Here is a 12,347-nt window from a genome sequence, read left to right as displayed (position 1 = left end):
GGGCGTCGCGCGTGCGGGCGGCCGGGGCGGTTTCAGGGGCGGATGATGATGCGGAGGGGGTTGCCCTCGTGAGTCTCCAGGCGGCGCACCCCTTCGGCGATGTCCTCCAGGGGCAGCTGCGCGCTGACCGACCCGCTGATGTCCAGCCGTCCGGTGGCCACCAGCCTGACGAGCTGCTCGATATGGGCCTTGCGATAGCCGAGGTGGCCGGTGACGGTGTGTCGGTCGCGGACGAACGGGGTCTGCGGGCCGAGGTCGAAGCGGTCCATGGACATCCCGATCATCACCAGCCGGCCGCGGTAGCCGAGCGCCCGGTTGGCCTGGGCGTAGGTCCGGCCCCGGCCGACCGCGTCGATCGCGACATCCAGCCCACGGCCCCCGGTCAGCGCGGCGACCTGGTCGAGGGCGTCCTCGGCGGTCGGGTCGACGGCGTGGTCCGCGCCGCGCTCCAGGGCACGCTGCCGGGCCGCGGGCAGCGGGTCCAGGGCGATCAGCGGGGCGGCCCCGGCCAGCCGGGCGCTCTGGACGGCGTGGATGCCGATACCACCGAGGCCCCAGACGCCGACGCTCTCCGCGGGGCGTACCGCCGCCGTGTCGACCACCGCGGCGTACGGCGTCGAGACGGCGTCGGCCAGCACCGCGGCCTGCTCCAGCGGGATGTCGTCGGGCACCCGGACCAGCGAGGTGACCGGCACCACCACGTACTCGGCCCAGGCCCCGTCGAAGTCGAAGGCCATGATCTCGATGCGCTCGCAGTCGTCGGCCGCGGCGCCCGCGATGCAGGCCGGGCAGGATCCGCAGGCCCGCCCGGCGTGCAGGACGACGCGGTCGCCCGGCTGCCAGCCGGCGGTCGGGGCGCCGAGCCGGTCGATGACCCCGGCGGCCTCGTGGCCCGGGGTGATCGCGGTCAGCGAGGTGGTGAAGACGCCGCCGAGCAGGCTCAGATCGGAATGGCAGATGCCGCAGGCGGCGACCTTGACCAGCGCCTCACCGGGCCGCGGCGCCGGCAGGGGCACGTCCTCGACGGTGAGCTTGCCGGTGGCGGGGGTGAAGCGGGCGGCGCGCATGGTGGTCATCGAAAGGATCTCCTCAGTGCCCGGCACGGGCTCGGTGAGAGAGGCGGCCGGGCTCCGTCCGGAGCGGGGCGGGCGCCGGACGCGCGCGGCCGGGGGCTTGTTGAGCAGCGCTCAGCACCGTTGTACGGTCGCTGTTAAGCAGTTGTCAACAAGAGGAGAGCGCCGCCATGGCCACGGACGACATCCCGGACCCCGCCTTCGAGCGCCTGAAGATCGAGGTCGGCCCGCACGTCTACGACGCGCTCGCGGCCGGCCCAGCCGACGGCGAGTTCGCCCTGCTGCTCCACGGCTGGCCCGAATTCGCCGACTCCTGGAGCGCCGTGCTCACCGCCCTGGGCGCGGCCGGCTACCGCGCCGTCGCCGTCGACCAGCGCGGCTACTCCCCGGGCGCCCGCCCGCCCCGGGTCGCCGACTACGCCGTACCCCAACTGGTCGCCGACGCCCTCGCCTTCGCCGACTCCCAGGGGGCGGACCGCTTCCACCTCATCTCCCACGACTGGGGCGGCCTCGTCGCCTGGGCGCTGGCCGGCGCCCACCCCGAGCGGCTGAGGTCCCTCAGCGTGCTGGCCACCCCGCACCCCGAGGCGCTCAACCGGGCCATCGCCGAGGACCCCGACCAGTACCGGCGGCTGGACTACGTCCGCTTCTTCCGCGGTGCGGACGGCGTCGCGGAGGAAGCGCTGCTGGCCGACGGCGCGAAGCGGCTGCGCTCCGCCTACCGGGACAAGGTCCCCGAGGCGCTGGTGGACGAGAACGTCCGCAGGCTCGCCGAGCCGGGCGCGCTGACCGCCACCCTGAACTGGTACCGCGCCCCCGAGGAGGTCATCTCGGTGCCCGCGGGCCGCATCACCGTGCCCACCCTCTTCCTGTGGGGCAGCGAGGACAGCGCCCTGGGCCGCCTGGCTGCCGAGTCGACCGGCGGGTGGGTGGACGGCCCGTACCACTTCGAGGCCCTCGAAGGCGCCAGCCACTGGCTGCCCGAAGAGGTCCCCGACGTGGTCACCCCCAAGATCCTCGACCACCTCGGCCGGAACGCCTGAAGCCGTGGCGGGCCGGGGCGCCCCGCGCGCGTCCCGGCCCGCGGCCGCTACCGCGGGTCACGGCCCTTGCGCGGTACCCGAAAGGCCCCGCAGGCCGCCGTACACTGCGGGCATGTCCGGCAAGCGCGTCACCCGCCTCACCCCCGACCAGCGCCGGGAGCAGCTGGTCGGCATCGGTCTGGAGATGCTCGCCGAATGCTCCCTGGACGAGCTGTCCACCGACGAGGTCGCCCGACGGGCCGGCATCTCCCGCGGACTGCTCTTCCACTACTTCGACTCCAAGCGCGACTTCTACCGCGCCGTGGTCCGCGCGGAGTGCGCACGCTTCACCGCGGCGACGGAACCGGACGCCACGCTGGAGCCGGTCCCGTGGATGCGCGCCTTCATCGCCGGTTTCGTCGATTACGTACTGGAGCACCGGCAGGTGTACCTCGCGCTGGTGCGCGGCGCGGCCGGCAGCCACCCCGCGGTGACCGACATCGTCGGCGAGACCCGCGAGACGCTCGCCCGCCGGATGCGCGACGGCCGGCGCCGGCTGGGCATGCCGCAGGCGCCGCGGGTGGAGCTGGCCTCGCGCGCCTGGATGGCGTTCGCCGAGGAAGCGGTGACGAACTGGCCGGTCGAGGAGGCCGACGCCCGCGAGGAGCTGTGCGCCTTCCTGGAATCCAGCTTCGTGAGCCTGCTGGGGCTGCTCGACCGGCCCACGGTCCTCGCCCCGCACTGAGCCACCACCCCGAGAACGCGTCCGACCTGGCCCTTTCGACCCGGTTGGCGGCGTCCGGGCATTGCCCGCCGATAACGATGCCGCACCACAAGTGAGCACTCCCGCACGCACGTTGTACCGTTCCTGTGCAGCTGCCGATCGTCCGCCGACGGTCGCCGAACAGGCGTGAGTTCCCCTGCACACACGGCAATTCAGGAGAAGAAACCCATGGCCTTCGGGCGTTCCGAGCGCCGTCGCCGGTCCACCGTCGATCCCATGTCGCTCAAGATCCTCGTCGCGGGCGGCTTCGGAGTGGGCAAGACCACCCTGGTGGGCGCCGTCAGCGAGATCAAACCGCTGCGCACCGAGGAGCAGCTGACCGAAGCGGGCCGCCCGGTCGACGACCTCGACGGTGTGGAGGCAAAGGCCACCACCACCGTGGCGATGGACTTCGGCCGGATCACCGTCAACGACGAACTGGTCCTCTACCTCTTCGGCACGCCCGGCCAGGACCGCTTCTGGTTCCTGTGGGACGAGCTGTCGCTCGGCGCGCTCGGCGCGGTGGTGCTCGCCGACACCCGCCGCCTGGCGGACTCATTCGCCTCCGTCGACTACTTCGAGCGGCGCGGGCTGCCCTTCGTCGTCGCCGTCAACTGCTTCGACGGAGCGGAGCGTTACCCGGCCGAGGCCGTCCAGGACGCGCTGGACCTGTCCCCCGAGGTGCCGGTGCTGATGTGCGACGCGCGGCGCACGGACTCCGCCCGGGAGGTGCTGGTCTCCGTCGTCCGGCACGCCATGCACGTCAGCGCCCGACAGCGGGAGCCCGCGCTGCCCTGACGTCAGGCGCGGGCACGGCCGGTACCCCGCCGTCCGGGATACCGGCCGTACGCTGCGCGCCCGGTGGGGACGCGCGTCTACGAGGCCCGGCCGCCGTCCTCCGCCAGCCAGCCGAAGCTGCGCTCCACGGCCTTGCGCCAGTTGCCGTACTCGCGGTCCCTGGTCTCCCCGTCCATCCGCGGGGTCCACTCCGTGTCGCGCTTCCAGTGGGCCCTCAGCTCGTCCAGGTCCTGCCAGACGCCGGTCGCCAGGCCCGCCGCGTACGCCGCCCCCAGACACGTCGTCTCCGGGATCACCGGGCGGATCACCGGCACCCCCAGCACGTCGGCCTGGTGCTGCATCAGCAGATTGTTGGCCGTCATGCCGCCGTCGACCTTGAGCTGCGTGATCCGCACCCCGGAGTCCTGGTACATCGCGTCGACCACCTCGCGGGTCTGCCAGCTGGTCGCCTCCAGCACCGCGCGCGCCAGATGCGCCTTGGTGACGAACCCGGTCAAGCCGGTGATCACACCGCGCGCGTCGGAGCGCCAGTACGGCGCGAACAGGCCGGAGAACGCCGGGACGATGTAGGCACCGCCGTTGTCCGGGACGCTCGCCGCGAGCGCCTCGATCTCGTCGGCCGAGGAGATGATGCCGAGTTGGTCGCGCAGCCACTGCACCAGGGCACCGGTGATGGCGATCGAGCCCTCCAGGCAGTACACCGGAGCCTCGCCGCCGAGCTGGTAGCCCATGGTCGTCAGCAGCCCGCTCTTGGAGGGGACCGGGCGGTTGCCGGTGTTCAGCAGCAGGAACGATCCGGTGCCGTAGGTGTTCTTGGCCTCGCCGACGCCGTAGCAGGTCTGTCCGAAGACGGCCGCCTGCTGGTCGCCGAGGGCCGAGGCCACCGGCACGCCGTGCAGCTGGCCGACGGCCGTGCCGTACACCTCGGCCGACGACCGGATCTCCGGCAGTATCGCGGCGGGCACGTTCATGGCCGACAGGATCGACGGGTCCCACTGGAGGGTGGAGAGGTTCATCAGCATGGTGCGCCCGGCGTTGGTCACGTCGGTGACATGCACTCCGCCGTCGGTGCCGCCCGTCAGGTTCCAGATCAGCCACGTGTCGATGGTGCCGAAGGCGATCTCGCCGCGCTCGGCGCGGTCCCGCAGACCCGGCACCTCGTCCAGCAGCCAGGCAGCCTTGGGGCCGGAGAAATAGCTGGCCAGCGGCAGCCCGGTGGCCTCGCGGAAGCGGTCCTGGCCGTCCGCGCCGCCCAGTTCGGCACAGAGCTGCGAGGTCCGGGTGTCCTGCCAGACGATGGCATTGTGCACCGGCCGGCCGGTCGCCCGGTCCCACAGGACCGTGGTCTCCCGCTGGTTGGTGATGCCCAGGGCGCTCAGCTGGTCCGCGCGCAGCCCCGCCTTGGCGAGCGCGCCGGCCACCACGGCCTGCACCTTCGACCAGATCTCGGTGGCGTCGTGCTCGACCCAGCCCGGCCGGGGAAAGATCTGGCGGTGCTCACGCTGGTCGACGGCGACGATCGCCCCGGCGTGGTTGAAGATGATGCAGCGGCTCGACGTCGTGCCCTGGTCGATCGCGGCGACGTACTTCTCGGTGTGCTCCGTCATGACGTCACGTCTCCTGAGGTCTCGGTGCGGGAGTACGGGGCCGGCTCACCGCGGTCAGAACGCCGCCAGATACACCAGCCCGGACAGCACCGCGCCGATGAGCGGACCCGCTACCGGCACCCATGCGTAACCCCAGTCGGAGGAACCCTTGTTGGGGATCGGCAGCAGCGCGTGCACGAGGCGCGGGCCGAGGTCGCGCGCGGGGTTGATGGCGTAGCCGGTGGGCCCGCCGAGCGACAGCCCGATGCCGACCACGAGCAGCGCGACGAGCAGCACATTGATGCCGGATCCGTAGATGCCCGCGTCCTCGCCCGGGACCTGGCCGATACCGATGCCCTTGTTCTCGCCGAAGAACAGCAGCGGCAGCACCAGCCCGATGGTGGCGATGACCTCGGTCACCAGGTTGGCGACCGGATTGCGGATCTCCGGTGCCGTGGAGAAGATCCCCAGCGTCGGCTGGGCGTTGGCCTGCTCGGCGTTGGCCGCGAACTGCGCGTAGTACAGCGCCCAGGCCAGCACCGCGCCGATCGCCGCGCCGACCATCTGCGCCAGGATGTAGAGCGGCACCTTCGACCACTCGGTGCCACCGGCGACGGCCGAGCCGACCGTCACGGCCGGGTTGAGGTGCCCACCGGACAGCGGTGCGGCGGTGTAGGCCCCGGCGAGTACGCCGAGGCCCCAGCCGAAGGCGATCGCGACCCAGCCCGCGGCCTTCGCCTTGGAGTGGTGCAGGGTGACGGCGGCGCACACGCCGGCGCCGAAGAGGATGAGTATCGCGGTGCCGATCACTTCACCGACGAAGATGTCCCCATTGGAATACATGGCGGCTCCTAGGCCCTCGCCCGGGGACGTCCCCCGGTCCTCCGTGCAGGGTGCGTACCACCCGTGCCGCGGAGCCGGTGGCGGAGGTGGGACCCCGCTGCCCCGTGCCCCGCCCGCATGGGCGTCGAGCGTGCCAGAGCGTCAGCAACCGCCGGTGGGAGAGGCGGGCAGCGCGCAGCCGCTGCCACGCGGCCGGGGTGCCTGAGTGCGGCGATGCCGACTGACACCCGGAAGTGTTCACCGCACGTGTGGGAGCGTCAAGGTCACGCACAGCACCGTCTGCCGATCGCAACCGGCGGGTGCCGGACGGGTGCCGCGTCCGGCCGTACGCGTCAGCCGCCGGCGCGTACTCCTCCGTGACCGGCCGGGCTGCCGCAGGGCGGGCCGGCCGGGCCCGGCACCCGTGCGAGGGTGCCGCGGCGCAGTTCCGTCCGCTCCGTGTCCGGCCGGCCCAGCACCCAACTCGCCCCCGCCAGCGCCTTGGCCGCCTTCTTCAGCGGCGCGAGCGCGGCCGCGGCCTGCCGGTGGCCGGTGACGCTGCCGGGCGGGCAGACGACCGTCGCCAGCGAGAGGGTCACCGGCAGTCCGCCCGCGGACCAGGGGGCGTCCAGCACCGCCTCGGCGAACGGGTCCAGCGCCTGCGGCTCGGCGAGCACCAGGAAGTCGTCGCCCCCGATGTGCCCCACCCTGGCGGCCGGTTCGCGGGCGGCGACCGCTGCCAGCGCCCGCCCCACCGCGCGGATCAGCTCATCGCCGGCCGCGAAACCCGCCCCATCGTTGACCTGCTTGAAACCGTCCACATCCAGCCAGCTCAGGGCGAAGGCCCGGCCCTCGGCGATCCATCGGTCGACCTCGCCGTTGACCGCGTCGGAACCGGGCAGCCGGGTCAGCGGGTTGAGCCGCGCTGCCTCCTCCACCCGGCTCTCGGCCAGCGCCCGCAGGATGTCGGCGAGGTGCACCACCCCCATGCATCGGCCGCGTTCGTCCACCACCGCCACATCGTCCCCGGCCCGGACCCGGTCGCCCTCGGCGATCACATCGAGCACCTGCCAGGCGGTGGCGTCCGCGCCGACCGTCCGCGGCCGGTCCGCGAGCCGCAGCGCCGGCCGGTCGGCGTACAGCGCGTGCCCGTACCGCCCGGAGAGGGACAGCAGGAACCGGTCACGGTCGATGGCACGGACCGGGACACCGTCGGTGTCCACCAGCAGCACCCCCGACACCGCCGGGAAACCGGTCAGATGGCTGCGCACCGCCCCCGCGGACGCGGACATCGGCAACAGCGCGGCGGGCTGGAGGAACTGCGCTACGGGTGGCCCGTCGGGCGGGCCGTGCGGCGCCGGAGGTCCGCCGACCGCTGCCGGGCCGGCGGGTGGAAGGTAGATGTCGGCGGCCGGCCGCCGTGCGGGCGGGGCGAACAGATGGCCCTGCGCCAGCTGGACCCCGGCCTCGCGGACCGCCGCGTACTGCCGTTCGGTCTCGACCCCTTCGATGGCCAGTAACCCGCCCACCTGCTCGCACAGTTGGCGCATCGCGCTCACCACGGCCCACCGTCCCCGGTCGTCGGCCGGCCCCGCGCACAGGGACCCGTCGAGCTTGACGAGGTCCGGTGCGAGGTCGCCGAGCAGCCGCAGCGGCAGATCCCCGTCCCCGATCCCGTCCGCGCAGATCCGGTATCCCTCGTCGCGCAGCCCCGCCACCGATTCCAGCAGCGAGCGGTGCGGGACGTGGGTGAAGGGCCCGACCAGATCGAGGGTGATCTCCCACGGCCGGCGGCCCACGTCCCGTACCGCCTTTCCGAGCGAGGTGAGGGCCGGCAGCTCGGCGACCGTCGCGGCGAAGACGTTGACGTGCAACGGCAGCAGCGTCTCCTGGCGCGCCGCGGAGCGTACGGCGAGCGCCGCCAGCTCGACGTCCAGCTCGGGGTGGCGGCGCGCGGACGCCAGGACATCGACCGCCCCGTCCTCCGGGCGGGCGAGTATCTCCAGCGCGGCGACCGAGCCGGTCGCGAGGTTCACGACGGGTTGGTAGGCGAATCGGAGCTGGTCGGTCCAGGCAGGCACGGCAGTAGCATGCCGCCTCCTGGTCTCCAACGGCGCCCGGTTCACGCACTGTTCACGCATCCTTCCGGAGCGTATGGGCCGCTGCACCGCCGCGCACACAAGGTCTTCGAAGAGCTGTGGCCGGAGCGCACAGGTGAGCCCACCGACGCGCGCTGCCCGGCACTGCGAAGCGTCCTGCCGTCAGGCTCAACTCGCCCCGTTCAGCCACCTGTTGAATGCCCTCGGGTACGCCTCACCGTACGGCTACCACTGACGAGCCGTGCCCGAACAGCCCCTGATTGGCCGTCACACCCGCCCGCGCCCCCGGCACCTGCCGCTCGCCCGCCCGGCCCCGGAGCTGCCACGTCAACTCGCAGACCTGCGCGATGGCCTGGGCCGGCACCGCCTCACCGAACGATGCCAGCCCGCCGCTGGCGTTCACCGGCAACCGTCCGCCGAGCGCCGTGGCGCCGTCGCGCAGCAGCTTCGCCGCGTCCCCGACGCCACACAGCCCCAGATCCTCGTACCACTCCAGCTCCAGGGCGGTGGACAGGTCGTAGACCTCGGCCAGCGAGAGATCCTCGGGCCCGATACCGGCCTCCTCGTAGGCGCCGTGCGCGATCGACGCCCGGAACCCGGTTGTCGGCTCCGGCACCGCGACCGCGGAGTCCGTGGCGATGTCGGGCAGGTCCAGCACCGTCCGGGGATAGTGCGGGGTGGCCGTGGAGACGGCGCGGATGCGGACGGGGTCCGCGGCGCCCTGCCGCCGGGCGAAGGCCATGCTGCTCAGGACCAGCGCCGCGGCGCCGTCGGAGGTGGCGCAGATGTCCAGCAGCCGCAGCGGATCGGCGACCACCGCCGACGCCGCGACCTCCTCCGCGGTGACGGGCTTGCGGTAGCGCGCGTAGGGGTTCGCCGCGCCCGCCGCCGCGTTCTTCACCTTCACCTGGGCGAAGTCCTCGACGGTGTCGCCGTGCAGGGCCATCCTGCGGCGCGCGTACAGCCCGAAGTACGCCGGGTTGGTGGCGCCCAGCACCCGAAAGCGCAGCCAGTCCGGGTCGTCGGGACGGTCGCCGCCGGCCGGGGCGAAGAACCCCTTGGGTGCGGCCTCCGCCCCCACCACCAGCGCCACGTCCGCCAGGCCCGCCAGGATCTGCGCCCGTGCGGTGCTGATGGCCTGCGCCCCGGACGCACAGGCCGCGTAGACGCTGGTCACCCTGGCGCCCTGCCAGCCCAGCGCCTTCGCGAAGGTGGCGCCCGCGACATGGCCGGGGTAGCCGCCGCGCACCGTGGCGGCGCCGACCACGCTCTGCACGTCGCGCCACTCCAGACCGGCGTCGGCGAGCGCGTCCCGGGCCGCCTTCGTGCCGTACTCGACGAAGCCGCGCCCCCACTTTCCCCAACGGTGCATTCCGGCGCCCAGCACCGCCACGTCGCCGGTCATGACGCGTCCCGCCGTCCGGCCGCGACCGGCCGCCAGTGCCAGGTCGTCCAGATGTGCTCGGTGTCCTCGTTGAGGACGCCCGGCACCAGCTCGACCTCCGTCCCGACCGTGAGATCCGCGGCGGTCACCCCGGGGGCGGCCTGCCCGAGCACGACCATCTTCTCCGCGGCGAGTTCCACGGCGACCAGGGTGTACGGCTGCCACGCCGCGTCCGGATCGGACACGTACGGGGCGGGCGGGCGGTAGCGGCCGTCGGTGTACGACCAGACGGTGCCGTGGCGGGACAGCGGCACCTCGTCCAGCTCTTCGCCCGCGCAGCGGGGATTGCGGCAGAAGGAGTCCTCGCGGGGGAAGAACACCGCGCCGCAGGCCCGGCAGCGTGTCCCCAGCAGCCGGAATTCCGCCGCGTCCTGGTCGAACCACCCCGGCATCACGGGCTTGCGCGTACGTGCCACGGACCCTCCCGGGCCAACAGATCTGACGGAACGTCAGGAGTGTGCCACGCCGCCGGCCGGCGCGGAACCCCGGTAGGGAACTCCGGCGCGAACCTGCCGCGGCCTGTCAGGTCGGTCGGGTGTGGCCGTCGGTGCGCGGCAGTGCCGCCCCTGGACCACGCTCACCCCCGGTGCTATGTTGTTCTCGTTCCGAGAAAGACTCAAAGTGAGAATGACGAATCGGGGGAGCGGCCGTGGACGCGGAGCAAGCGCACAACGGGAAGGGCGGCGCACCTGACGGCGGCGACGGCGCGTTCCTCGCGGACTACGACCCGCGCGAGTTCCCCGCCATCGCCGTGACCGTCGACATCGTCGCGCTGACCCTGCGCGAAGGCGCCCTGCACGTCCTGCTCGTGCAGCGCGGCGGCCCGCCCTTCCACGGCGCCTGGGCCCTGCCGGGCGGCTTCGTCCGGGCCGGCCGCGAGACGCTCGACGAGGCCGCGGCGCGTGAACTGGCCGAGGAGACCGGCCTGGACGCCGCGGGCCTGGAGCGCGTCCACCTCGAACAGCTCGGCTCGTACGGCGATCCCGGCCGTGACCCCCGGATGCCGGTCGTCACGGTCGCCTACCTTGGCTTCGCCCCCGACCTCCCCGAGGCACGGGGCGGCGGCGACGCCTCCGCCGCGGCCTGGATTCCGCTCGCCGACGTGAACCTCGCAGCGGCCGCCCCGGCCGCCCGGAACGCCGCGGCTGAAGCGGCCGCGCCGGCCCGGACCGCCGCTGAACCGGACGCGTCTGCGCTGCGTCCCCCAGAGCAGGGCCGCGGGCACGGGACCGACGGGGGTGGTTCCGTGCCCCGGCCCGCAGCCGGCTCCCCGCCCACCCCCACCGGCGGCCTTCCGCCGGCCTTCGACCACGCGCGGATCATCACCGACGGCCTCGACCGCGCCCGCGCGAAGATCGAGTACACCCCGCTGGCCGCGGCCTTCCTCGGCGAGGAATTCACCATCGTCGAACTCCGCGGTGTCTACGAATCCATCTGGGGCAGCCCACTGCACGCGGGCAACTTCCACCGCAAGGTGCTCTCCGTCCCCGGGTTCGTCGAATCCACCGGCGCCACAGCGGCCCGCGGGGGAGCGCGGGGCGGCCCCCGGGCCCGCCTCTACCGCGCGGGCGACGCCCGCCTGCTGCACCCGGCACTGCTGCGCCCCGACCGAGAGGAGAGCGTGCGATGACCACCCCCGCGGACGCGGACGCCCTCCGTGACCGCGCCGCCGCCCGCGCCGCACTCGCCGCCGCCCACGGCCCCACCGACCTCTTCCCGCCGGACGAGGCCCGAGCCGCCCGCGCCTACCGCAGACTCGCCCGCCTGCTGCACCCCGACACCGCCCCGGCCGCCGAACGCCCGCTCGCCGAGGCCGAGTTCGCCCGGCTGGTCGCACTGTGGCAGCGCCGCGGCGACCCCGCCCGGCCGACCCTGACCACCCGCCGCCACACCTACACCCTCGGCGGCACCCGAGCCACCGGCGATCTCGCGGTGCTCCGCGAGGCGACCTACGAGCAGGACGGCGTCCGGCAGACCGCCCTGCTGAAGATCCCGCGCGCCGCCGCCGACAACGACCTGCTCGCACGCGAAGCCCGCTCGCTGGAGCGCCTGGCGCGGCACGGCGAACCCCGCCACCGCGCCTACGCACCCCGTCTGATCGCGTCCTTCCGGCACCGCGAGGCCGGCACGGGCGTCGAACCTCGCGTCAACGCCCTCGTCCCGCTGGCCGGCTTCCACACCCTGGCCGAGGTCCGGGCCGCGCACCCCGAAGGGCTCGACCCGCGCGACGCGGCCTGGATGTGGCGCAGACTCCTGGTCGCCCTGGGCTGGGCGCACCGCGCCGGCCGCGTGCACGGCGCCGTCCTGCCCGAGCACGTCCTCATCCACCCCGAGCTGCACGGCCTGGTCCTCGTCGACTGGTGCTACAGCGCCACCCTCGGCAGCCGCGTCCCCGCCCTGGTCGAACGCCACCGAGAGCACTACCCGCCCGAGGTCACCGCCCGCCGGCCGGCGACCGAGGCCACCGACATCCACCTGGCGTCCCGCACGATGGGCGCCCTGATGGGGGAGCGCACGCCGCAGCCCCTCCGCGCCTTCCTGCGCGGCTGCACCCTCCCCGCCGAGGCCCGCAGGCCGCACGACGCCTGGCGGCTGCTGGCCGAGCTGGACGAACTCCTGGACAAGCTGTACGGCCCGCGCACCTTCCGGCCGTTCACGATGCCGGAGCCCGCCGGGCGCGCATGAGCGCACTCTCACCACCCACCCACGCCTGACACACGCACCGACCGGCCGAACGCGC

General features: G+C 73.8%; 11 protein-coding genes. 5 read left to right on the top strand and 6 right to left on the bottom strand.

Going from position 1 to position 12,347, the window contains the following annotated elements; genetic code table 11:
• Window positions 1-32: 32 nt before the first annotated feature.
• A complete protein-coding gene (locus ACH4FH_RS25960) occupies window positions 33-1,076 on the bottom strand; it encodes a zinc-binding dehydrogenase (protein WP_398558300.1) in 1,044 nt (347 codons plus the stop codon).
• 167 nt (window positions 1,077-1,243) lie between these two features.
• Between ACH4FH_RS25960 and ACH4FH_RS25955 the strand changes: the two genes are divergently transcribed.
• The 3 genes from ACH4FH_RS25955 to ACH4FH_RS25945 all read left to right on the top strand — a co-directional run bounded on the left by ACH4FH_RS25955 (window position 1,244) and on the right by ACH4FH_RS25945 (window position 3,656).
• On the top strand, window positions 1,244-2,116 hold the full coding sequence (locus ACH4FH_RS25955) for an alpha/beta fold hydrolase (protein ID WP_398558299.1): 873 nt from the start codon (window positions 1,244-1,246) through the stop codon (window positions 2,114-2,116).
• 112 nt (window positions 2,117-2,228) lie between these two features.
• Window positions 2,229-2,840: a TetR/AcrR family transcriptional regulator gene (locus ACH4FH_RS25950; RefSeq protein ID WP_398558298.1), complete on the top strand. Its 612-nt coding sequence runs from the start codon at window positions 2,229-2,231 to the stop codon at window positions 2,838-2,840.
• A 207-nt stretch (window positions 2,841-3,047) separates the two neighbouring features.
• On the top strand, window positions 3,048-3,656 hold the full coding sequence (locus ACH4FH_RS25945; RefSeq protein WP_398558297.1) for a GTP-binding protein: 609 nt from the start codon (window positions 3,048-3,050) through the stop codon (window positions 3,654-3,656).
• 77 nt (window positions 3,657-3,733) lie between these two features.
• Here ACH4FH_RS25945 and glpK read toward each other — a convergent pair whose 3' ends face one another.
• The 5 genes from glpK to ACH4FH_RS25920 all read right to left on the bottom strand — a co-directional run bounded on the left by glpK (window position 3,734) and on the right by ACH4FH_RS25920 (window position 10,023).
• Entirely contained in the window at window positions 3,734-5,263 is a 1,530-nt protein-coding gene (gene glpK / locus ACH4FH_RS25940; RefSeq protein ID WP_398558296.1) for a glycerol kinase GlpK, read from the bottom strand.
• Window positions 5,264-5,317: 54 nt separating this feature from the next.
• Window positions 5,318-6,085 carry an MIP/aquaporin family protein gene (locus ACH4FH_RS25935; protein WP_398558295.1) on the bottom strand — a complete coding sequence of 256 codons (768 nt, stop codon included), beginning with the start codon at window positions 6,083-6,085 and terminating at the stop codon, window positions 5,318-5,320.
• Window positions 6,086-6,417: 332 nt separating this feature from the next.
• Complete coding sequence (locus ACH4FH_RS25930; protein ID WP_398558294.1) at window positions 6,418-8,145, bottom strand: EAL domain-containing protein; 1,728 nt, start codon at window positions 8,143-8,145, stop codon at window positions 6,418-6,420.
• A gap of 232 nt (window positions 8,146-8,377) precedes the next feature.
• The gene (locus tag ACH4FH_RS25925; protein WP_398558293.1) at window positions 8,378-9,568 is read right to left on the bottom strand and encodes a lipid-transfer protein; all 1,191 of its coding nucleotides are present in this window, start codon (window positions 9,566-9,568) and stop codon (window positions 8,378-8,380) included.
• Window positions 9,565-10,023 (bottom strand): Zn-ribbon domain-containing OB-fold protein, encoded by a 459-nt coding sequence (locus tag ACH4FH_RS25920; protein WP_398558292.1) that lies wholly within the window; start codon window positions 10,021-10,023, stop codon window positions 9,565-9,567. Before ACH4FH_RS25920 ends, ACH4FH_RS25925 begins: the two co-directional genes overlap by 4 nt.
• A 329-nt stretch (window positions 10,024-10,352) precedes the next feature.
• Here ACH4FH_RS25920 and ACH4FH_RS25915 point away from each other — a divergent pair, with 329 nt between their 5' ends.
• Together ACH4FH_RS25915 and ACH4FH_RS25910 are read left to right on the top strand one after the other, a co-directional pair.
• Window positions 10,353-11,237, top strand: coding sequence for an NUDIX domain-containing protein (locus ACH4FH_RS25915; protein WP_398558467.1), 885 nt, complete (start codon window positions 10,353-10,355; stop codon window positions 11,235-11,237).
• On the top strand, window positions 11,234-12,292 hold the full coding sequence (locus ACH4FH_RS25910) for a molecular chaperone DnaJ (RefSeq protein WP_398558291.1): 1,059 nt from the start codon (window positions 11,234-11,236) through the stop codon (window positions 12,290-12,292). The genes ACH4FH_RS25915 and ACH4FH_RS25910 overlap by 4 nt, the downstream gene beginning before the upstream one ends.
• Window positions 12,293-12,347: the final 55 nt, after the last annotated feature.

Origin of the sequence: Streptomyces sp. NPDC017993 (assembly GCF_044328065.1) — a bacterium.
Taxonomy (GTDB): Bacteria; Actinomycetota; Actinomycetes; order Streptomycetales; family Streptomycetaceae; genus Streptomyces.
This window is presented reverse-complemented; position numbering and strand designations above follow the sequence as displayed.